Source organism: Streptomyces sp. CBMA123 (genome assembly GCF_014596465.1).
GTDB lineage: Bacteria > Actinomycetota > Actinomycetes > Streptomycetales > Streptomycetaceae > Kitasatospora.
Map to the genome: position 1 here is coordinate 26,286 of NZ_MECK01000610.1, position 22,058 is coordinate 48,343.

The window sequence follows — 22,058 nt, forward strand, 5'->3', positions numbered from 1 at the left end:
GCCAATTCAGGAAAGGCTGCCCAGCACGTCCGGCATTGTGTGCCAACACACGCGGGTCGCGTCAAGCTCCGAGCCGATCGTCTGGAATGCTGTCCCAGTCCGCCGCCCACGGCTTTGAGCGGCGGGCGTCCGCAGTACCGGGCGAACGCCGCCCGGGAAGCCCACGGAGAGAACGGAACATCATGAAGCCATCTGTGCTTGTCGTGTCCACCGACCCCCAGGGGTCCGCGGTCGTCTGGGCCGAGCGGGTGGGCGACAATCTGCCCTTCGATTTCATGGCGGCGCACGACCACGCAGAGCAGCTGGTCCACCTCAAGAAGACCGGCGCGAAGATCCACGTGATCGCCAACCAGAAGGGCGGCGTCGGCAAGACCACCACCACGGTCAACCTGGCGGCGTGCACGTTCGACGTCCTCGGTACGAAGGACGAGTACGAGCACATCTTCATCGACACGCCGGGCACCCTGGCCGATGAGGAGATCCTGCGCCGGGCTCTGGAGATCGCGGACGACGTCCTGGTCCCGATGATCACCGAGCCGCTGTGCTTCGACCCCACGGCGCGGACCATCCAGAAGGTCATCGAGCCGATGGGCATCCCGTACCGGGTCGTCGTCAACAACTGGGACCCGCGCGACGGCCGTGCCGACCTCGAGGACACCGAGGCGTACATCGCCGCACGGGGATGGCCGCACGCCAAGACCGTCCTGCGCCGGTACAAGATCCACTCCCGGGCGGTGGCCGAGGGAACGGTCGTCACCCAGTACAAGGAGAGCGGCACCGCCTACCGCGCCCGCGAGGACTTCTTCCGGCTGTCCCTCGAGCTCGGTTACGGGGGTCGCTGATGGCAGGCCGTCGCGTCTCCTTCGCCTCGATGGCCGCCGACGCGGTCGTCGACGCCCCGGGCGTGGACAGCGCCAACGACTCCCCGGCCCGGTGGATCCCCACCGCCAGCTGCCTCCCCAACCCGCGCAACCCGCGTGACGAACTGGGCGACCTCTCCGACCTGGCGAGCATCAAGGACCGCCAGCTCCAGAGCTGCCTCGCCGTCACCCCGGCCGCCTACCTCCGGCTGTGGCCGGAGGACCGGCAGGTGCTGGGCGCGGGCCCGGAGGACGTGGTCATCGTCAACGGCAACCGCCGTCGGGCCGCCGCGCAGCTATACGGGCGCGAGCAACTGCTGGTCGTCGTCGACGACTCGGTGGCGGAGTCCAAGGCGACCCTGCTGCGGGCGGCGCTCGACGAGAACATGGCGCGCAAGGACTTCGACCCGATCGAGGAGGCCAACGCGGTCCTGCTCATCGTGGCGCAGTACCCGACCGCCAAGGAGGCCGCCGAGGCGGAGGGCTGGTCCCAGAGCTGGATCTCGCACCGCAAGAACCTGCTGAAGCTCCACCCCGAGCTGCAGCGCCAGGTGCGGGCCAAGGCGCGCGGCGAGGAGGGCGTCTCCATCAACGTCGCCCGTCGCCTGGGTTCGGTGAAGGGCATCGAGGAGATGTCCCTGGCCGAGCAGACGACGGAGCTGGAGCAGCTGCTCCAGGCCGACGCCGATGCGGTGACGGCCAGGCGCGCGGCGAAGCTGGAGGCCAAGGCGGCTGCCAAGGCTCCCGCTGCCGCGCCGGCTCCGCAGCCTGCGGTTCAGCAGCCTGCGGTGCAGCAGCCCCCGGTCCCGGAGCCCGCCGCGCCCGCCGCTCGGCCGGTCGCCGAGGTGGTCAGGCCGACTCCCGCTGCCAACCGGCCGGAGCCCGCTTCCCCCACTCCGCTGCCGAGCCCCGAGCCGGCTCCGGGCGCCGACGGATTTTCCGCGGAAAATTCCGAGCCCCTCCCGATGCCGGAGCAGCGGGCCGTGGCTCCGTCGGACGAACAGCCGGCGACGGCTGCCCCGGACTCGGGCCTGGACCGCGTCGACTGGCACAACGTCGAGGAACTGGCAGACGCCATCTGCCGCACCCTCTCTGCCGACGAGGCCTACCGCCTCGCCGATGCCCTGGCGAACCGCCTGCTGACGACCAGCAGCTGACACTCCCTCGGGTGCCCCTTTCCGCCTGATCAGGCGGAAAGGGGCACCCGGCTTTCTGCCCGTGGCCCGTTGGCGGCTGGAGCGCCGCGACCGGGCAAGCGAAGTCCTGCCGGTCGGTGGTAAAGAGTAGAGAATTCGCTGAAGGGTCGTCGGTGCCGCTTGGCCTCGTAGACGGACGTCGGCTGTGACCGTGAAGGTCCCCCACACGGAGATCGCCAACTCAAACCCGGTCTCCGGGTCCGTCACGGTGACGTCTGGCTCCGCGAACGTCGGATGGAGGTGATAGACGACCCTTCACGCAATCGAGGTCGTCACCCCCTTCGAGGAAGAGTCGGACGCGGTGGTACTGGTGGTCTTCGTGGTCCAGATCGGTGTTCAGGTCGACTGTGTGGGACAGCCTGAGGTCAGGAGCGGTCGACGGCATCCAGGCGGCGAGGCGTACGGGCTCCGATCATCCGCCATGACTTCTATGGCCCGACCGGGGAAGCAGCAGTCCAGGATCAGAATCCTGATGGCTGCCGGACTGTTCTCCATCTCCTCGCGCATGACATTCATCGGTAGCGCGGTGTAGTGCAGCAGGGATGGGACCGCCCGCGTCAGGCCCAGGTAGAGACGGCCTCGGTCGTCGAGCAGGCCGTGACTTGTGTAGTAGGCGAGCAGCACATCGCTGGCACGGCTGATCACCTCGGTGAGCTGGGGGCCGAGCGTCGCCATGTCCGCTGAAGCATCGATGACTCGGCACCGTACAGCGTCAATCGTGCCGGTCTGCAAGTAACCTCGGAACAACACCGCCGAAGCCTTTGCACCGTCGCTCCCGTCACAGTGACCCGCCCGGCAACCCCATTCCAAGGCGACATGATCCTTCGACATGGTGCTGCTCACCTGCCTCCTCCCCGCACCCGCGGGGGTCAGCCATACCAGATCAGGTGGATGCCGGGCGTCTCCGCGAAGTTCGGTGCAAGTCAATCCGGTCTCCCCGTACGAGCACATCTGACGCCCAGTCATCGATACGCTGCCTTCGTGAGTCAGCACCCCACCCAAGCCGCCCAACGTCGCCCCGGCCTCTGGTACGTCCTTACGCCGATATTGAGCATCGGCCTGCTCGCCTGCGCACCGTTCTGGCACGCCACCACGCGGCTATCTCGGGCTCATTCGCGGGACGCAGCGAAGGCTCGCCGACTGGCCATTGTGTTCACCGTCATCCTTGCAGGCGGCCTCATCATTCCTCCTGCTGCAGGTTTCACCGCGCTCGCCGGGATGATCATCGCCCCGATCCTCCTGTCTCCGTACCGGGCCCGGATCTATGGCACTCAACGACCAATGCCGGCCTTCTCGCCAGAGCCCGGTGGTGCTCTCGCCGCCGTCCAACAGGCCCGAACTCTGCGCGCCGAGGCGCGTCGCATCGTTCAGGATGATCCCGCCATCGCCCGTGAACTGGGTATCGGCCGACCAGGCCGAGGCACCGGCTACGATGACGGCGGCCTGCTGGATCTGAACAGCGCCGACGCTCAGACGATCTCCCGGGTCCTCGATGTCAGTTCTGACATGGCCGAACGAATCGTCACCGCCCGCCGAGAGGTCGGCGGCGCGTTCCGCTTGTTGGATGAGGTCATCACGTACGCGAGCCTTACCGAGGGCGAAGAACTCGTCATCCGCGAACGCGGTGTTCTGCTGCCGTGTTGAACGGTGAATCGGGCCGTTAGGTACCGGAGAGACCCGTTCTCCACTCCCTATGCCGGACGAACGCCCCTTCACGCGCTCACGGCCGAGGTCACGCTTCCTCCCCGCAGCTGCGAGGGTCGGTCGTCGAACGGCGGGCTCAATTCCCACGGCCCGCTGTATTCATCGCACTCGCAGACATCAGCCATCGCAGTCGGCTTCAGCTCGCTGTATCGCGCTCGTCCGGACCCGTTGGGGGGCGGTGGGCTGATCGGCGAGGTGACGTCCCGCAGACCGAGTCCTCCCTGTACCCGCGGGTCAGCCCGATGGCCCGCGACCGGGGGATCCCGCTCGGAGGAGTCTTCCCTACACCCGCAGGGGTAAGCCGTGCGGCTACTCCGGCAGTGCTGCCGACGGCATTTCCTCCCCGCACCCGCAGGAGTCAGCCGGAAGCCCTCGGCGTGATCATGTTCGAGATCGACTCCCCGCACCTGCGGGGGCAGCTGTGTGCGCGGTGGTGACTTGGCAAGTCACCACGCAGGTGCGCGTGAACACAGGTACGCGGGTTGCAGTGTGACGGAGCTGCTCTGAGGGCTGCCTCGAACAGAACCGCCGGGGCTCGTCCCGCTGCAGTGGTGTGGGTGGGTCTTTCGGTCGGTCTCGCGGCCGGCCCTTGGGATGGCTCCGGCGGGCACTACACGGATGATGCCGGTGCTTCGGGGCCGTCGAGGGGCCAGGTGTCGCGGTCGTCGACGTGGTGGTAGACGGGCAGTTCGGCGGCCAGGACGTCGAAATGCGGCAGTGGGGCCCACAGGGCGCGGTCGCCGATGACGTAGAGGCGGCGTTTGGCGCGGCTGGCGGCGACGTTGAGGAGGTGGGGGGTGCGGGCGGCCCAGTCGCGGGCGCCGCGGCGGCCCGCGCCGAGCAGGAGGATGACGACGTCGGCTTCCTTGCCCTGGGCCTTGTGGACGGTGGCGCAGCGCTCCTCGAGGACCTCGAACGTCCAGCCAGGGTGGGTGCGGCAGGTTTCGCGGGCCTCGCGGACGAGGGCGCGGAAAGGGGCGATGATGCGCACGCGTTCCGGGGTGACGCGTTGCCGGTGGAGGCTGCGCAGGACGAAGTCGAGGGCGCGGCGGTCTCGTTCGCCCCAGGGGTCGTCGCCGTTGCGGGTGGGGTCGGGGGTGTCGAGCCAGCGGCTGGGCAGGAGGCCGTCGTGGTCGGCGTCGGGGAAGGGTTGGGGGTGGGTTCCGTAGACCATGAGGCCGTCGTAGGCGACCTGGTTGCTGACGGTGAACATGGGGTCTTCGCAGCGGCGGTGGACGCGCAGGGGTGAGCCGACCCAGACGGTCTCGTCGTCGTTGCCGGTGGGGTCGGGCAGGTAGGTGCCGTAGCGGTTGACGCGGTCGGCGACGGCCTGGGCGGAGGTGGCGGAGGGGAGCCATTCCTCGTCGACGCCGTGGGCGAGCAGGAGGCGGCGCTGGAGGGCGGTGGGCATGGTGACGACGGGTTCGAGCTGGAGGGGGTCGCCGACGAGGACAGCGCGGCGGGCGCGCCAGAGGGCGCCGACGGCGGCCTGCGGGGTGGCCTGGCCGGCTTCGTCGACGAGGACCCAGCCGATGCTGCCCCGGCCGAGGCGGGCGAACATGCTGCCGATGGAGGAGAAGGTGGTGGAGACGACGGGGACGAGGAGGAAGAGGGTCTGCCAGGCCTGGGCGACCTGTTCGTCGGGGACGGGGCCGCTGGTGCCGGCCATGAGATCCATGAGGACCCGGAGGGTGCCGTGGATCCGCAGGGCGTTGTTGGCGACGAAGGCGCGGTGCAGATCGAGGGCGCGCATGAACAGGTCGCTGCGGGCGGTGCACCAGGCCTCGTCGGACCAAGGGGAGCCGAGTTCCTGTTCGGCGTCGTCGAGGTGGGTCCAGTCGAGGGGCAGGCTGGGGAGGGTGGTGGCGGCCTGGCGGAGGTCGCGGTGGGCGGCGTCGAGGGCGGCGGTGGCGGTGGCCAGGTCGCGTCGGGCGGCCGCCGCCTCGTGCCGGGCCCGCTGGACGGCGTCGTGGGCTGCGGACTCGGCGGTGCGGGCGGCGTCCTCGCGGGCGTGGGCGCGGGTGAGGGCGGCGGCGGCTTCGGCGAGTGCGGTGGTGGAGCCGGTGTGCAGGTCGTGGGCGGCGAGTTCCTCGGCGCGCACGCAGCGGGCGATGTGGTCGTAGGCGTCCTCCAGGGCGGTGCGCTGCTGGACGAGCAGGTCGAGGATCTCGGCCTGGGTGCGTTCGTGCTGCTGCTCGGCGGCCTGGCGTTCGGCGGTGGTCTGGAGCAGTCGGCGCAGGCCCGCGCGCAGGCCGGGTTCGGTGGTCAGGGGCGTTTCGTGGCGGGCGGTCAGGGCGTCGACGTACTGGCGGTGGTGGTGGGCGCGTTCGCGGGCGGCCGCCAGGTCGGCGCGGGCGCCGGCGAGGGCTTCACGGGCCCGGGGGACGCGCTGGGTGGCGGTCCGGTGGGCGGCTTCGGCGGCCGCGGCGGTGGATCCGGCGGTGACGGCAGCCGTGGTGGCGTCGGTGTGCCGGGCCTCGGCGGCCGCGACGCGCTGGTCGGCGTGGGCGACGGCGGTGTGCAGGGCGTCGACGCGCTGCCGGTCGCGGCCGGACTCGGTGTCGGCCAGGGCGGCGGCGAGGCGGGCGCGTTCGGTGCGCAGGCGTTCGACTGTGGTCCGGGCGGCCTTGAAGGCGTCGACGGCGTCGTGCCAGGAGGGGACGGGCTGGGCGGGGCCGGCGGGGGGCTGGGTTCCTTCGCCCGGTGCCGTGCGGGCGGGCTTCGGGGCGTCAGCCGGTTTCGGGGCCCGGGACGGTCTCGGGACGCGGGGAGGGATCCAGTCGCCGAGGATCGCGTTCATGCCGCGCAGCGGCGGTAGCCCGGCGGCGGTACGCGCGTCGGCCTCCTTCTCGGGCAGGCTGCCCCACCAGAATCGCTGGCCGAACTTCGTCCGGTTGGCCTTGTTGCCGAGTACGGCGGCGACCAGGCCCCAGGCGGGCGCGCCGTCGAGGAGGGCGGAGGCGAGGTCGGAGAAGTGGTCGGGGCCGCCGTGCCAGTGCTCGTCGAGGGCGGAGGCGCCGGGAAGTTCGGCGGTGACGTTCTCCACGGCGCCGTTGTTGGAGGAGGTGACCACGATCTCGTAGCCGGTGAGCTTGGGGTCGAGGGCGGCAACGTAGCGCTTGCGACGTCCCTGGCGGTCCCTGCCCTGCCAGGCCCGGCCCACGAAGGCATCCTCGGGCCGCCGGTAGGAGGCCATCACCGTGGCCCGTTCGACCACGAGCGCGGCGACGAGGTCGCGCAGCATGGTGGTCTTGCCAGTGCCTGGCGGGCCGTTGACGGAGAACAGGCCGCCATCGGTCCCCTCGCGGTCGGCCAGCATGCGGTCGACCGCGAACTGCTGGCTGAGCGCGAGGGGGTGCCGCGCCTTGGCGGGCCACCGTCCGGCGGGCACGAGGGCGGGGGAGACGCCGTCGAGGACAGTACGGCGGTCCTGACGCAGGTCGGTGCGGGCGTGGACGGGGAGGTCGTGGCGCGAGGCCAGGTAGGCGTCCAGGGCGGGGCCGAGGCCGGCGCCGTCCTCCGCGAGGGAGCCGCGGACCCGGGCGAGGTCGGGCGGCAGGAGGCTGTTGAGGAACGGCTGGTTGGCGGCGGGCTTGGCCCCGGGGTCACGCGGGAGGCGGACGAGGTGGCTGCGGACGCGGATCACGCGCGGGTCGAGGTGGTGCTGGACGCCGCAGAGGTGGGCGATCTGGGCGGTCAGGGCGACGAGGTCGGCGAACGCGACGGGGCGGGCGACGGGGGCTTCCGTGTCCGCTTCCGCGGACGGTGGTGTGTCGGATACGGCGGCGGGCTCAGCCGGCGCCGCGGCGTCGGCGGGCGCCTGGGACTCGGTCTCGGTGACGCCGTCCTGTGCCGGGCGGCGGGCCGCCACCCAGTCCGCGACCCGCCGCACCAGCGGCTCCGTCGCCCCCTGGACGGCGGCGCCCGCGACCTCGCCGAACAGCGCGCCGACCGCCGCCACCGCAGCACCGCCCAGGACCTCGGCGAGCAGCTGCTGCCAGGAGCGGCCCGCTTCCGCCATGGGTACCGGCCCCACTGGCCGGAACACCGGTAGCCCGTACGGGCCCGGGGCGGGACGCTTCCCGGCGGTGTACGCGATCGGCGCGGCGGCCAGCTGAGCCACCGCCACCTCGAACGCTTCGCCCAGTTCCTCGAAGCCGTCCAGCCAACCCGGTGCCGACGGCCCCGGATCGAACAGGCGCCCCGTCGCCCAGGCACACGCCGACACCACCGACGTCCCCTCCACCGGACGCCCGTGCTCGTCCAGGACCAGCGCGAACATCGCACTCCGCCCCGACAGCTCCAACTCCTCCTGCGGGACCCCCGGATCCGGCTCGGTGCCCTCCGGCAGCACCGCGATCATCGCCCGGCGCAGCAGCTCCAGGTCGAACACGCCGCCGTACACCTCATGCCGCCACACCATCCCGTGCGGCGCCAGGTGAGCCGCGGTCTCCGGGTGCTCCGCATCCCACGGCAGCACCGGCGCGGCCTGGCCCGCGGCCGGAGTGAGGTCCACGACCAGCGCGTCGGAGGCGCGGAGCCTGCCCGCACGGCGCTTGCGGGGAACCTCCGGGATCGTCGGCGGACTGAACAACTCGATGGCCCGCCAGCACTCCAGCAGGTCCGCCACCCGCCGATCCCGCCCCTGTCCGCCCCGCATGCCACGCCCCCGTGTCGAACCTGCGGCCCGCAGCCGCTTCGTGTGCCGATCAGCAGGCCGCAGAATCTACCGGACGGCGGGCGGGCGAGACTGGGCAACCAGGTAACGCGGGCGGGGGACGCTCGCCGTCATCGCATGCGTCCACGGTCAGCTCCCATCAGCGCGGACCCACCGGGTCGGTCCAGCCCTGGATCAGTCACAAGCTCGGTACGGAATCATTGGCAGGGTGGCACGATGGGGTCGACTCTTTGACACCTCAACAGATCAGCTGTGCCACTGACGCGTTCGCATGGCAGCAATAGCAAAGAAACAGCAAAACCGCCGAATCAGCCCAGCTCAGAAATGTCCTCCCTGCGCCCGCAGGGGTCAACCGGTGTACCGGACCAGCGGCTCGACCGGCACCCAGTCCTCCCTGCACCCGCAGGGATCAGCCGAGGACTGGCCAGCATCCGCAGGTCGCTGGAGGCGTGCTCCGGCGGTCACGTTCGTGACGGGCGGGTCCGCCGAACGGCGTCGTCGTGCCGCCCGGGGTTTCGGGCGGCACGACGACGTTCGGGGGTATGCGGGTCAGGCCGTGAAGTAGCCGTTCAGGTCGGCAATCACGTGTGTGTCACCGCTGCCGTTGAAGAACGTCACCCGGCCGTCCACCACCGGGACGACGACCAGGCCGGCCGTGGTCTGTCCGGCGACGAAGGTGAGGTTCGCCGTGTCCGGGCGGGCGGTGCCGTGCGGGTGGACGGTCAGCTGACTGTCCGCCGTCGGCTCGGTGACCGTGACGTTCAGGACCACGGCGGTCACGCCGGCGGCCGGCACGCCCTCGAGCGCGGTCACCGGCACACTGACTGTTCCTCCGGTGCCCACCGTTCCGGCCCGGGCGCCGATGCCGCTGCGGGTGTCCAGCAGCCGGACCGGAGTGGTCGGCGAGAAGGTCGATCCGGAGTCACCGTAGTAGCCGGTGACGTCGGCGAGCAGGTCGACCGTGCCGGAGGCGTTGCGCAGGTCGACCTTGCCGTTCACCACCGGCACCGTCACCAGGTTGGCGACGGTGCGCCCGGTGTCGAAGTTGAGGTTGGACACGTCCGGCAGCGGCTCGCCGTCGGGGTAGACCGTGACGTGCCCGGGCTCAGCCGGGTCGACGGCCGTGACGTTCATGACGACCGCCGTGACCCCGGACGCCGGAACGCCCTTGACCCCGGCCACCTGCAGACTGACCACACCACCGGGGCCGACCCTCTGCGCGGGGGCACCCGTGCCGTCCCGAGTGTCCAGGAAACGGGCCGGGTCGATCGACGTCAGCAGGGATCCGGTGGCCCCGTCGGTGTAGTAGCCGGTGACGTCGGCGAGCAGGTCGACCGTGCCGGAGGCGTTGCGCAGGTCGACCTTGCCGTTCACCACCGGCACCGTCACCAGGTTGGCGACGGTGCGCCCGGTGTCGAAGTTGAGGTTGGACACGTCCGGCAGCGGCTCGCCGTCGGGGTAGACCGTGACGTGCCCGGGCTCAGCCGGGTCGACGGCCGTGACGTTCATGACGACCGCCGTGACCCCGGACGCCGGAACGCCCTTGACCCCGGCCACCTGCAGACTGACCACACCACCGGGGCCGACCCTCTGCGCGGGGGCACCCGTGCCGTCCCGGGTGTCCAGGAAACGGGCCGGGTCGATCGGGAGGAAGCGGCTCTTGGCCGGGGTGGTGGCGGCGGTGACGGTGAAGGCGTCGGGGAGCGAGACCCCGTAGACGCCGTCCAGTGCGATGCCGTAGCTGCCCGGCGCCAGTCCGTTGGTGTCGAGCAGCACGTCGAGCGCGGTGCCGCCGGCGTTCACCGAGAGTGTGGACATCAGCGGCCGGCTGGCGGCTCCGTTGCCGACCAGTTTGGCCTTGCTGCCCAGGTTGAGCCCCGTGCCCTTGATCACGGCCTGGACCCTCGTCCCGGCGGCGCCGGTGGACGGGCTGACCGAGGTCAGTGCCGTCTGCGGCCGCGGCACCGGACAGGCGGAGTCGCAGACGCCCTGCATGCTGTATTCGACCGGCGTGCCGGCCGTGGCGCTGGTGAGGAGCAGCACGGCCTGCTCGGCCTGTGAGTCGGACAGACACCGGCCCCCGAAGGACCCGTAGTTGGAGGTGCACTGGTATCCGTAGTCGCCGGTCCACCGGGAGTCCCGGACCAGGCGCAGCCGCGGGATGTCGTTCGGCCCGGCGGCGCTGCTGGTGCCGACAACGTTGAAGGACTGGTTGGCCTTCATGTCGATCACCGCGCAGTAGGCGGCGGAGTCGTCGGCGAGCACTCCGCTGCGCTGCGGGAAGCCCTCGACGGCGATCGGGTTCGCGGTGCATTCGGGCGCCCAGCCCGCGGCGGTGCGCACCTTCCATGTGTCCACGATGGTGTGGATCGGGTTGCCCTTGTATCCGGAGGCGAGCACGACCACGGTGTACGACTTCGCGCCGGTGAGCTGGCAGGCGGCGCCGATCTGGGTGCAGAGCGGCTTGCCCTGGGCGTCGACCACGCTGAGCAGCGCGTTCGTACCGTTCGGGCCGTCCGAGGTCCGGACGGCGAGCATGAACTTGTCACTGGTCTCGGCGGTGACCCGGACGCAGCGGGCGTCGAGCGCGGAGGTCAGGTCGAAGGAGACGCCGGGGCCGCCGACGTTGGTGGAGGCCGGGGTCAGGCAGTTCGCGCCCGGCGAGATGTCGTGCCGGACGAGCTTGTACCCGTCCGCCCCGCCCCAGCCGTCCAGCAGCGCGGTGTACGGCGTGCCGGCGGCCAGCTGGCAGGTCTTGGCCGAGTTCCCGTACGAGACGCCCGTGCAGACCGGGGTTCCGGCCGCGTCGACCACCGTGACGTCGGCGTTGAGCTGGTTCTTGGTGTTGGTGTAGTCGACCAGTTCGACGGTGGAGTGCTGGTCCGCGGGCAGACTCAGGCAGGCCTGCGGTGCGGCGGCGGTCAGCGGGACCTCGACGCCCCAGGTGCCGTCGAAGCCGCTCTGCGGCCAGGCGGTGCAGCCGGCGGTCTCCTCGGTGCGGTGGAGCACCAGCCCGTAGGCCTTGGACGGCGTTCCGGTCAGGACCGCGCGGAACGGGGCGGTGCCGGTCAGCTTGCAGACGGTGGCCCGGCTGCCGCTGGTCTCGCACTGCTTGGCGCCCGTGGCGTCGAGGAGCTGGGCCGCGACCGGCGCGCCGTCGGCGGGCGTCCGGTTGAGCAGGTAGACGCCCTTGCCGGAAGCGGTCGGCAGGGACAGGCAGAGCTGCTGGCCCGGCCCGCCGAAGGTGCCGGTGGCCGGACCGGTCGCCAGGCCGGTGTCGCCGGTCGCGACGCAGCCCCGGGTCTCCTTGGCCGAGTGGAAGGCCATGCCGAAGGCGCCGGCCGGGGCGGTGTACGCGTCGACGGCCCAGGTGTAGTCACCCGGGGTCAGGTCGCAGGCGCCCTGCGGGCAGAGTCCTCCCTGCGGGGTCCCGTCGGCCGCGAACAGCTTGCCGGGGACGGAACCGTCGTTCTTGACCGGGCCGAAGCTGTACCGCGCGGAGTCCGTGACGCGAAGCGTCCGGCAGTGTGCGGTGGAGGCCAGGTCCGGGGAGTCGCCGAAGGCCTGGGGTTCGACCAGGGTGCAGCCCTCCGGATGGGAGAGCCGCGCCGCAGAGACGTTGTACGCCTGGGCCGTGCCGTTGTAGCGCTGGATGGTGATCCGGAACGGCGCGGAGCCGGTGAGCCGGCAGTCCGGGTAGGTCCACTTGTCGCAGACCTGGACGCCGGTGGCGTCGTAGACGACGGGGGTGACACCGGGCTGGGTGGCATCGGTGCGAAGCACGTCGCCGGCGGCGAGGTCCTTCACCTGATAGCAGTCGCCGGCCGCGCCGAGTGCCAGGGAGCCGCTAAAGACGGTCGGGGCGCCCAGGGCGAGGTCGGCGGCGTTCACCGTCCGGCAGTCCGTGGTGGACTGCAGCGGCAGGTAGGAGAGCGCGAGGCCGGTCGCCGAACTGGTGACGGTTCGGACCTTCAGCGTGTACGTGCCCGCCTGAGTGGTGGCGCACCGCAGGGCCTGACTGCTGCCCCAGCTCGGACCGACCGGATCGTCGCAGGTCACGGTGGTGCCGTCCGGCGCGACGACGGTCGGGACGATCGATCCCTGGGTGGCGACGATCTGCGCGAGCAGCAGGTCCTTCTGCTGCGGCAGGGCGAGGCTGAAGACCGCAGTCGCGCTCTGCTCGAGGGTGCAGCTCGCGACCGTGCCGGGCTGCAGCGCCGTCGGACACGGGCCGCTCGGGTCGGCCTGCTTGAGTTCGCGGGCGGCGGCCGATGGGCCCGCCTCTCGGCCTTGGCCGGCCTTGTGGTCCGGCGTGGCGGTCGTGATGCCCGCGGTCGGGCTCGGGCTCGCCTGCGGCGTGGCGGTTGTGCTGCTCGGCATCGGGCTCGGGCTCGTAGTCGGGCTCGGGCTCACCTGTGGCGCGGCGGCTGCCGTGGGCGCTGCCCCAGCGGCCTGGGCCGGCGCCGACTGGCCCGCCATCGAGGCCAGGACGGCCAACAGCAGCGCTCCGGAGGCGGCTGCTCGGCCGCCTCGACCTCGTTTCCGTCGTACTCTTCTGCCGATCGGCAGCACGTTCATCTGTTCCCCCCAGATTGGGCAGGTAATGCTCACGAAAAGATCACACATGTGATCGAGCTGGCGGAGTCTAACGAGGTGCGTACACGTCACGCCACAGAGATTCGGACACTCACGAGCCCTTGCCCTAGCATGTTCTGACGCCACACCAGGGATCTGGCCGGAGAGCGTGAACTGGACCGCCGCCCACCCGGACCGTCACAGTGGCAGCCGCGAGGCACGGCAACGCGCCAACTGCACAGCTACTGGCTGTGACCGCCCGGCTCGAGGGCAGCGTGACACCATGGAGCAAGCTCCTTTACACCACAACAGCTCACCGAGCCCGCCCTCCTGCCAGCCGTCCGGCATGGCCAAGAAACAGCAAAGGCCAAGCCGTACCGCAGGTCAGAAAGCTCCTCCCCGCGCCAGCGGGGGTCAGCCGGTGCCTGGACCACCCAAGTCGGAGGAGTACGCCCCCTCCCCCATCCTGGCCGGAGAGGTCCCGCCCCACTGGCGTCAGAGCACGAGGGAGCGCTGAAGGACGATCGGTTCCGGGTGGCCTCGGAGATGGACGTCGGCTTCGACCGTGAAGTTCCCCCAGTCTGGACTGGAAAGCCCAAGCTTCGCCGCAGGTCGGAAAGCTCATCCCCGCGCCAACGGGGCGGCCGCCGACGCCCACCGTCAACCTCACCGCAGTCGCGGGAATCCAACCAGGCGGCCACAGCAGCCGATCCTCAACCTTGCTCTCTGACGCGTACGTATCGCGCCGTAGCCTGGTCCGCTCCCGACCACAGGGCCCACGCTTCTCCTGCCGCGCTGTCGGATGTATGGGCGACGATCTGCGTCATGACGGTGACCGCTGCTGACTACCTGTGGTTCGAGGAGAGATTCCCCGACCTGGCCGAGGCCTACTGCTTCACGCTGGTGAAGAACCTCGCGCCCTCCGAGTTGAAGGCGATTACTTTCTGCCGGTCCTGCTGCTGCCTGGCTCTGTCCTGGGCGAGGCGGCGGGACGTGGTGCCCGTTTCTTCAACGTCGGGAGGAGCAGTCCGGGCGGGCCGGTTGTCACGGCGCTGGTCAGGACGGATGGCGAGCATGGGGAGCATCCTGCCAAGCCCCTCTGACAGCGGATCGCACGCCCCGGCTCGCAGGGCGCTCCCGACGCGACACCGTGACCGCCGATGGCCTGCCTGGCCGGTCCCAGGCCGGGCGGAGCGGCAGGGTGACGCCTGGTCCGGCGGGTCGTCGTCTCTCGGCGTCGCCCTGGCAGCGGGCACGATTGCCCGAACGGCGGGGCGGCTGTGGTCGGGGAAGGGCCGGGCGTCGAGGCTTCACGGGCGGACGAGGTGTCACGGGGTGGTGCGGACCGGGAAGCCGGTGGGGCGTCCCTGGGCCTTCAGCCAGCCGAGCACCTGACCGAGGGCGTCCACGGTCTGCTGGCGGTCGCCGCCGCCGTCGTGGAACAGGACGGTCGGGCCGTTGGAGAGCTCCTTCTTGACCGTCTCGACGATGGCGGCCGTGCCGGGCTTCTCGAAGTCCTTGGAGTCGACGTTCCAGCCGAGCGGACGCATCCCGTTCGCGGCGGCGATCCGCCGGCTGTCCGGGGTGAACGAGCCGCCGGGCGCCCGGTAGTACTGCACGACGCCGGGACTGCCCGCCGCCTCCTCGATCATCTTCTTGGCGTCCAGGATCTCCTTCTCCTGGTAGGCGACGGGCTTCTTGTCCATGGTGGTGTCGTGGTCCACGGTGTGGTCGCAGAGCCGGTGCCCGGCGGCCACGACCTGCTTGACCAGGTCGGGGTGGGCCTTGGCCTGCGGCCCGATCATGCAGAACGTCGCCTTCACTCCGTACCGCTTGAGCACGTCCAGGACCTTCGGCGTCCAGACCGGGTCGGGGCCGTCGTCGATGGTGATGTTGACGGCGTTGCCACCGGCCTCGGAGGCGTGGGCTATGCCCTCCGGCACACCCCCCTGCTGTGCGGCGCCGCCGCCAGTGGCCGGGGCGCCACCGTCCTGGGCGCCGCCGTCCTGGGCGCCGTGGCCGTCGGCGGTCCCGTCCTGGCCGTGCGTGACGTTCCGGTCGGCGGTGGGGGTCGACCCGGTGACCGTCGGAACGACCCAGGCGCTCGCCGCCACGACGACGACCGCCACGGCGAGAGCCGCCCGCGAGCGGTTGCCCAGGTTCCCCATACGCGCCTTGAAATCCATCAACGACCACTCCTCCGACCGCACCTGCCTGATTCCGTGGTCCACGACGTCAACCGCATCGGACGGGTTCCTCCCTCGGACGCCCGTAGCAGGACGGTGACAACGTGATGTTTTGATCTCAGGCCGGCGATCGCGTCCTGCGCCGTTGGCCGGGGCATCTCCGGTTCCTGCGGAGGATCTCTCCAACGACGCAGGTCCGGTCGCGGCCCCGGAGAGGGCTGGCCTGGTGGTGCGGTCAGCTCCCGTGGCCACCGCCCAGGAGTGGCGCGGAGCCGCTGGAGCCCGCCCAGGCCTCCTGGGCCGGTACTCGCCTGGAGACCCGAGCGCACATCCAGGGCATCTACATCCTCGACCAGGACGACAGCGACACCCTCCAGGCCTATCTCGCCCTCGAAGCCTCCTCTGCCGTCACACCCCCCCCCAGACCCCCAGGCCGACGCCAACGCCGCCACCGCCACCGCCTACGACGGCGAACTCGAACGCACCGCGACGAGCGCCCGCCGGGGAGAACAAGCCGCCCTGAAGCGCCACCTCCTCCCCGGTCCCACGGAGGAGTGCGCCCTCTGCGGCCGCACCCTGCCGGCCGGCTTCCTGATAGCCGCCCACATCACGAAGCGCGCCATCTGCACCGACGACGAGAAACGCGACTTCGCGACCATCGCCATGGTCGCCTGCAGCCTCGGCTGCGACAGCCTCTACGAACGCGGCTACATCACCGTCACCGACACCGGCCACATCAGCCCCTGGCACCGCACCCGCACCTTCAAACCGGACCCGCCGGCGTAGAAGCGGCCAGTCGCGGTTGGCGCCGCCCCTTGGTCATACGTCTCGTCAAGAGAGCCGATCTCCGCCCGCAACCCACATCGGCGAACGGCATGGCACGATGGAGCGCGCTCCTTGACACCACAACAGCCCGCCAAGCCTGCCCTCTTGCCAGCTACGCGGCAGGGCCAAGAAACAGCAAAGGCCGCGCTACGCCGCAGGTCGGAAAGCCTCCTCCCCACACCTGCGGGGGTCAGCCGTTCGGCGTACCGGATCCGGGTGTTCGGCCAGACTCCACTCCGCACCTGCCGCTCGACGGCGGCGGGTTGGCCGGGTCGGGCGGGGTCGGCGGCGCGCCGCCGACCCCGTTGTTGTCGTCGCCACCCGGACCCTTCTGGGGCGTCATGGTCTCCTCCTCGTTCTCCGAGTCTGCCGGGATCTGGCCCGGCTGGGGCAGAGTGGGGTGCTTCGGCACCCGAGTGGGGCCTCGCAGGTCGCGGCCGCGCTGGTCGCGCCACCGGCCCCGGGCGCCCGGGGGGATCGTGCCGCTCATGGTGTCCTCCTCGTGCTGATGGGGGTCACCATCGTGACGCGCGTGGCCCCTCCGACGCGAAGCTTCACTCCAGGTCCATCTCGTTGGCGGCGTGCCCGTCTCCGGAGTCGGCGGGCGGGGAGCTCGCACCAACCCCGCGCTGGGCCCTCGACCACCACGACGAGGAGATCATCGGCTACGCCCGCACCGTACCGGCGCAGCTGCGCCACCCCGCACCGACCGCCCGAACAACCTTCCTGGAGGTAGCACGTGGAAAGCCTTCGCCAGGTCGTGGCCGTGATCGCCCACGACCGAGACCGGGGCGTGGTCGCGACCGTCCACTACGCCGCGACCAGGTGGAGCACGACACCGGTGTGGACGATCCCCGGCGGCAAGGTCGAGGTCGGTGAGCTCCTGGACGAAGCCGCCGCCCGCGAACTCCGGGAGGAGACCGGGCTGATCGTCGCCCCGGAGCACCTGCGGCTCGTCCACACGGTCCAGGTCCGGGCCAGCTGGGACGGCACGGGCCCGTTCCTCCTGTCCGTGTTCCTCGCCACCGCCTGGCACGGCGGACTGACGAACACCGAGCCGGACAAGCACCTGGACGTCATCTGGTCCCCAGCCGATGCACTGCCGCTGCCGATGTTCCCGCCCTCCCACGCCGCCCTCACCCACTACTTCTCCGGCGGACGGGGCTTCTCCGCCCACGGCTGGAACGACGAACCCTTCGACCCCCACACCTTGGTGCGTGCGCGGGGATGCTGATCTGACCTCACCCTCAGAGCCGGGCAGCATGGCACGATGGGAAGCTTGATCGTGTGCGCTGTGGGTGTGCTCAGCGACCGGGAAGACCCCGGTCCGGTACCGGCGGTGGGCGTGCCGATGGCCGGGGAACAGCACGGCCGGGTCCTATGACAGAGGAGACGAGAAGGCCGGCTGACCTGGCGTCTTCCGCCAGGTCAGCCGGCTTCGTTCCTCTGGTTGGTGGTTAGACCTGGTACCAGGAGCGGAAGTCTGCCCCCGCTGCGGGCTGGTCGATGGCCCAGGTGGTGCCGGCTGCGTCGGTGGTGGTGACGATCATGGCTCCGTTGTCGGAGAGCATGACGCGGGGGTCGCCGGCGAAGATCATGCTCGGGTCGCCGAGGTACGCGCCGGCGCTGAATCCGGTGGTCGGGCCGCCTTGACCGAACAGTGCGATGTGTCCGTTGACGGTGCGGGCGACGATGTTGACCGTGCCGCCTGCTCCGGCGGACAGCACGATGCTGGTGGCACCGCCCGTGCCGCCGTTGAGACTGATCCGGTACCAGCTGCGGAAGTCGGTTCCGGGGCCGGACTGGTCGATGGCCCAGACGTCGCCGTTGACGTCGATGGCGGCCACGATCATGCCACCGCTCGCCGCCACGGTGACGCTGGGGTCGCCCGCGAAGACGGGCGAGTTGCCGCCGAGGTAGGTGCCGGTGCCGAATGCGCTCGTGGGGCCGCTCTGCCCGAAGTAGGCGATGTGCCCGTTGGTGGTGCGAGCGAACACGTTGGTGGTGCCGCCGGCCCCAGGGGACAGCACGGAGGCGGTTCGCCCGGTGAGGCCTCCTGCGATGCTGATCTTGTTCCAGGCCGCGAACGGCGATCCGGCGGCCGACTGGTTGGTCGCCCACAGGTCGCCCGCCGTGTCGACGGCGGTGACGATCATGCCGCCGTTGGTGGCGAGACTGACGGCGGGGTCCTGGGCGAACACCGGCGCGGAGCTGCCGACCGCTACGGCGGGGCTGAAGGACGCGTCGGGGCTGGTCTGGGCGTAGTCGACGATCTGGCCGGTGCGGGTGCGGGCGAAGATATGGACGGTGCCTCCGGCGGCCGGCGACAGGATGGACGCCGGGTCGCCGGTGTGGCGGCCCTGGCCGCTAAGCGCGTACCAGTTGCGGAAACCGGCGGTGGTGTTCACCTGGTTGGTCGCCCACAGGCTTCCGTCGGCGGTGACCTTCACCGCGACGAGCGTGCCGTTGGCGGCACGCGTCATGGCGGTGGCCGGGCTCCGCAGGCTCTGCCCGCCGTCGAGCGCGGTGGTGGTGTGCAGGTCGCCCCGGGAGGCCAGACGCGGAAGGCCGAGCCCGGTGGGCGTGCCCGGGTAGGTGAGCAGGCAGCCGGTGGGGCAGGTGGTGGTCTGCGCGGTCCCGTCGGCGGTGTAGTACGTCACTGTGGCGGTGGCATCGGCTGGAGTGGCCGCGACGACGTCGCCGACGGTGTGTCCCGGGGTCGGAGTGAACACGGAGTAGCCACGGCCGCTGTCGGTGACGCTTCCGTACAGGTTGCCGGGTGAGGTGATCAGCGGCCGGTGCTGCGGGTCGAAACCCTTGGCGTAGAGCGCGCCGGTGGCCGGGTTGCCGACCTGGTACCCGCCTCCGTCGGCGCTGCGGGTACCGAGGACCAGCCGGATGTTTCCGTAGTCGCCGCCACCGGGATCGGTGGTGTTGCGCCGGGCGAGCAGGTCGGGGATGCCGTCCCCGTTGACGTCACCCGGGGCGAGGACGTCGTAGTCGCTCCAGCCGGCGGGTGAGATGACGACGCCCGGCTTGAGCTGGGTGGTGCCTGTTTCGGCGGCGAGCGGTCCGGCGTCGGTGCCGCTGTAGAGCACGAGGGCGTCGCCGTCCTTGGTGATCAGGTCGCTGCCGGGCTTGCCGTCGAGGTTGCCGGCGGCGACGATCTGACTGGTACTGGACCAGTCGCCTCCGCCGGGGTGGAGCAGCTCGGTGCGCCGGGACTCGTCCGGGGCGCCCATGCCGTTGCCGGGGTAGAGGTAGAGCCTGCTGCCCTGCTTGACCAGGAAGTCCTCGTAGCCGTCCTTGGTCTGGCCGGGAGTCTGGCTGATGAAGTCACCGCGGTGGGTGATCAGGGCTCCGGACCAGCCAGGGGTGGCGACGGTCCGGGGCTGGTCGAAGGTGCCGTCGCCGCGGCCGGGGTAGAGGACGAGGTCGCCGGTGCTGGTGGCGGCCACCAGGTCGGCGTACCCGTCGCCGGTGAGGTCGCCGGGCCGGTCACCGTCGAGAGTCGGGTCGGTGGCGTCGTGGACGAAGTGGTTCTTGGCCGTGGTGATCAGTGTCGTGCTGGAGTTGGGACCGCCGTCCGTTCCGTCGTAGGGGGAGAGGTTGCCGGCCTTGTCCATGGCCTGGACTGTGAGCCGGTTGGTCGGCCACATGGTGGGGGTCACGGAGACGGTGGCGGTGCCGTCCGGACCGGCGTCAGCCCAGGTGCCGCCGCAGCCTTGGTTGACCACAGGGAGGGGCTTGTTGAGGGAGTAGCAGAAGCCCTTCAGGCCGAACTGGTCGCTGGAGGCGAACTTGAGCGTGCGCTGTGTGCGCGGCGGTACCTCGCCGACGTCGATGCTGTGGCCGTCCGCGGCGGTGACGGTCGGCTTGGTCGGTGGTGTGCGGTCGACGTTGAAGCCGCAGTCGCGGCCGAAGCCCGTGACGGCGAGGCCGTCCTCGGCCTGGACGTGCCACTTGTAGCGGCCTCCGTCACGCAGGCTGTCGGCGCTGATCCTCGTGATGGCCCAGGTGCCGCTGGGGGCCTCCGCCCAGACCGGGGGGAAGGCCTGCCCGCTGTCGTGGTCCCAGGCCTCGAACTTGGCTTTCACATAGCCGTCGGGGTCGGAGATCTTGGCGGTCAGGACGATGTCGTTGCGTCCGATGGTGGGCCAGGCGGCGGGGTCGCTGACGCACGGCACGTTGACGTTGCCGCTGCTGCCGGGCGTCCACTGGCCTTCCCAGGCCGCGTAGTCGTCGAGCGAGGGCGGGTGGTTGTAGGTGACTTCCAGGTACGGGTTGTTCTTGAAGCGCTTGTAGCTGTTGTGGTTGCCGAGGTAGTTGTCAGGGGTGCGCAGCCCGAGGGTGAAGCTGTCCGCGCCGCTGTTGGCGACTCCCTGGACGGCCTCGCGCAGGGCGTCGGTGCTGAAGTCCTGGCCCTGGACTCCGGGGCAGTAGGTGGGGTTGCCGTGGGCGAAGGCCTGGGCGGCCAGGATCCGGTCCCAGGAGGCCTGACGGTTCCAGGTGGGTGTCGTGGAGTTGATGGGGCCGGTCACCCACAGTTCGGTGTTGCCCGCCGCGGCTGGGTCGCAGCCCCAGGAGTGGGTCTCGTCGACATGGAAGGTCGCCGACAGGATCGTGGAGCCCGCCAGGCCGCGGGTGTTCATCTCGAAGTAGGAGCGCGTGTTGCCGCTGCCGTTGTAGCCCACGCGAGGTTCGTCCGGTGGGTTGTCCGAGTGCCAGCCGTCCCCGTTGGGGTAGGCGGCGTCCGGTGTGGCGGAGAAGACGACCGCCCACCGGTTGCGCCAGCCGTCGGTGAACGTCGGGTCGATGACCACGGGGAAGACGGTGTTCGGGTCGTGGAGGAGCCCGGGGTCGGGAGTCAGTCGCAGCGAGTCCGGGCTGACATGCGTGGTCATCGTCTTCGGCGCGTGCTCGGCGGCACCGGGGCTGACCGGGTCCGGTACGGGGGCACTGTCGGCGGACTGCGCGGCTGATGCCAGCGCGACCTTGGCCATCGGTGAGGGGGCAGCGGTGGTGGGCTGGGGTGCGTCGGCCGGGGCGTGGGAGTCCCACATGCGCGGAGCCGCTGCCGTGAAGACCGCACGGCCGCTGTTGTCGGATGCGGCGATCTGGCCGTCCGGGCCGCTGTTCAGGGTGATGCCCGTGGTCTTGAGGCCGTAGGTGATCTGGGCCAGGCGGGGGTCGTCCGCGGCCTGGCGGGTCTTGACGACCAGATGGTGGGCGAAGCCGTCCGCCTCGGCGAGGATCTTCAGGTCCACTCCGGGCAGCACGTCCCGGTACAGGGCCGTCGTGCCGTCCAGTTCGGGCTGGGGAAGCGCGGCCGGCCAGGTGATGGCGAGCGACTTGCCGTCCTTCGCCATGGTGGCCAGCGGTCCGTTGCCGCCGGCGGAGAACGTCATGGGGAAGACGGAGGCCCTGGGGGCGATGCTGCCGTCCGGACGGCGCTCCAGGGTGGCGTCGGCTGCCTGCCAGTGTCCGTCGACCTTGGCGCGGACCGGCCTCGCGTGGCGACGCCAGGTGAAGCTGCCATCGGGGTTGGCCACGAGATCGGTGGACTCGTCCTGGCGATCCGTGACATCGACGGACTTTCCGCTCTGACGTGCTTTCAGAACAGCGGCTTCTTCAAGCGTGTTCGCTTGATGAGCGGTGGACGGCCTTCCGGTGTCGGCGTGGGCAGGGATCTGGCCCAGCGTGGCGAAGCTGACGGCGGCTGCGGCGATCAGTGCGGCCACTGACTTCCGGGCGGTTCGCCCTATTCGGTGGGCGTTGTGATGATGCATCCCCTTCTCTTTCTCTGTGGTTCGCAGGCGCCCTCATCATGCAAGCGGGCAGTGACGACCCAGGGGGCATACCGGCGGCTGTGCCCCGCAGGACGGAGAAATCGGATACCACATCGTGATCACATGTCACGGAGTGTCAGTCAACCCGTCGGATATCAGCGGACAAGTCGGTCTTTTATGGTGCGGCACTAGTTCGGAATAGTGTCGGCCGGGATGTGGATGAGTTATGAAAGAGAGATAAAAGA

The 22,058-nt window shown here is 70.7% G+C and carries 12 protein-coding genes and 2 pseudogenes; 6 read left to right on the forward strand and 8 right to left on the reverse strand.

All coding sequences use genetic code 11. From position 1 onward, the window contains the following. Positions 1-182 precede the first annotated feature (182 nt). Both BG452_RS39165 and BG452_RS46515 read left to right on the forward strand, forming a co-directional pair. Positions 183-842 (forward strand): ParA family protein, encoded by a 660-nt coding sequence (locus BG452_RS39165; protein WP_223243388.1) that lies wholly within the window; start codon positions 183-185, stop codon positions 840-842. Beyond that, the gene (locus tag BG452_RS46515; RefSeq protein WP_223243389.1) at positions 842-2,017 is read left to right on the forward strand and encodes a ParB/RepB/Spo0J family partition protein; all 1,176 of its coding nucleotides are present in this window, start codon (positions 842-844) and stop codon (positions 2,015-2,017) included. Before BG452_RS39165 ends, BG452_RS46515 begins: the two co-directional genes overlap by 1 nt. A gap of 147 nt (positions 2,018-2,164) precedes the next feature. Here the strand turns inward: BG452_RS46515 and BG452_RS48305 are convergent. Together BG452_RS48305 and BG452_RS39175 are read right to left on the reverse strand one after the other, a co-directional pair. Next, positions 2,165-2,299: pseudogene (locus BG452_RS48305) on the reverse strand (pYEATS domain-containing protein); the annotation flags it as partial. 93 nt (positions 2,300-2,392) lie between these two features. Further along, positions 2,393-2,899, reverse strand: a complete 507-nt coding sequence (locus tag BG452_RS39175; protein ID WP_188309110.1) for a hypothetical protein — start codon at positions 2,897-2,899, stop codon at positions 2,393-2,395. Positions 2,900-3,037: 138 nt separating this feature from the next. On the opposite strand from BG452_RS39175, the gene BG452_RS39180 reads away from it, so the two are divergent. Then, a complete protein-coding gene (locus tag BG452_RS39180) occupies positions 3,038-3,700 on the forward strand; it encodes a hypothetical protein (RefSeq protein ID WP_188309111.1) in 663 nt (220 codons plus the stop codon). Positions 3,701-4,370: 670 nt separating this feature from the next. Here BG452_RS39180 and BG452_RS47440 read toward each other — a convergent pair. Further along, positions 4,371-8,390, reverse strand: coding sequence for a DEAD/DEAH box helicase (locus tag BG452_RS47440; RefSeq protein WP_188309112.1), 4,020 nt, complete (start codon positions 8,388-8,390; stop codon positions 4,371-4,373). A 597-nt stretch (positions 8,391-8,987) separates the two neighbouring features. Further along, positions 8,988-12,818 carry a hypothetical protein gene (locus BG452_RS39190; protein ID WP_188309113.1) on the reverse strand — a complete coding sequence of 1,277 codons (3,831 nt, stop codon included), beginning with the start codon at positions 12,816-12,818 and terminating at the stop codon, positions 8,988-8,990. 1,020 nt (positions 12,819-13,838) lie between these two features. Between BG452_RS39190 and BG452_RS46530 the strand changes: the two are divergent. Further along, positions 13,839-13,895 (forward strand): annotated as a pseudogene (locus BG452_RS46530) (hypothetical protein); the annotation flags it as partial. Between the two features lie 5 nt (positions 13,896-13,900). Here BG452_RS46530 and BG452_RS39195 read toward each other — a convergent pair. Together BG452_RS39195 and BG452_RS39200 are read right to left on the reverse strand one after the other, a co-directional pair. Beyond that, positions 13,901-14,089 carry a hypothetical protein gene (locus BG452_RS39195; protein ID WP_188309114.1) on the reverse strand — a complete coding sequence of 63 codons (189 nt, stop codon included), beginning with the start codon at positions 14,087-14,089 and terminating at the stop codon, positions 13,901-13,903. Positions 14,090-14,341: 252 nt separating this feature from the next. Further along, positions 14,342-15,199, reverse strand: a complete 858-nt coding sequence (locus tag BG452_RS39200) for a polysaccharide deacetylase family protein (RefSeq protein WP_223243390.1) — start codon at positions 15,197-15,199, stop codon at positions 14,342-14,344. Positions 15,200-15,460: 261 nt separating this feature from the next. Here BG452_RS39200 and BG452_RS39205 point away from each other — a divergent pair, with 261 nt between their 5' ends. Next, positions 15,461-15,985, forward strand: a complete 525-nt coding sequence (locus BG452_RS39205; protein ID WP_188309115.1) for a hypothetical protein — start codon at positions 15,461-15,463, stop codon at positions 15,983-15,985. 229 nt (positions 15,986-16,214) lie between these two features. Here BG452_RS39205 and BG452_RS39210 read toward each other — a convergent pair whose 3' ends face one another. Further along, positions 16,215-16,514, reverse strand: coding sequence for a hypothetical protein (locus BG452_RS39210; protein WP_188309116.1), 300 nt, complete (start codon positions 16,512-16,514; stop codon positions 16,215-16,217). Positions 16,515-16,763: 249 nt separating this feature from the next. Between BG452_RS39210 and BG452_RS39215 the strand changes: the two genes are divergently transcribed. After that, positions 16,764-17,258 (forward strand): NUDIX domain-containing protein, encoded by a 495-nt coding sequence (locus tag BG452_RS39215; RefSeq protein WP_188309117.1) that lies wholly within the window; start codon positions 16,764-16,766, stop codon positions 17,256-17,258. Between the two features lie 223 nt (positions 17,259-17,481). Here BG452_RS39215 and BG452_RS39220 read toward each other — a convergent pair whose 3' ends face one another. Continuing rightward, complete coding sequence (locus tag BG452_RS39220; RefSeq protein WP_188309118.1) at positions 17,482-21,576, reverse strand: DNRLRE domain-containing protein; 4,095 nt, start codon at positions 21,574-21,576, stop codon at positions 17,482-17,484. Positions 21,577-22,058: the final 482 nt, after the last annotated feature.

What these genes read in the sequence shown, in the direction of transcription:
- BG452_RS39165 (WP_223243388.1), top strand. Translation starts at nt 183, where the DNA reads ATGAAGCCATCTGTGCTTGTCGTGTCCACCGACCCCCAGGGGTCCGCG.
- BG452_RS46515 (WP_223243389.1), top strand. Translation starts at nt 842, where the DNA reads ATGGCAGGCCGTCGCGTCTCCTTCGCCTCGATGGCCGCCGACGCGGTC.
- BG452_RS39190 (WP_188309113.1), bottom strand. Translation starts at nt 12,818, where the DNA reads ATGCCGAGCAGCACAACCGCCACGCCGCAGGCGAGCCCGAGCCCGACC.
- BG452_RS39195 (WP_188309114.1), bottom strand. Translation starts at nt 14,089, where the DNA reads ATGCTCGCCATCCGTCCTGACCAGCGCCGTGACAACCGGCCCGCCCGG.
- BG452_RS39200 (WP_223243390.1), bottom strand. Translation starts at nt 15,199, where the DNA reads ATGGATTTCAAGGCGCGTATGGGGAACCTGGGCAACCGCTCGCGGGCG.
- BG452_RS39210 (WP_188309116.1), bottom strand. Translation starts at nt 16,514, where the DNA reads ATGAGCGGCACGATCCCCCCGGGCGCCCGGGGCCGGTGGCGCGACCAG.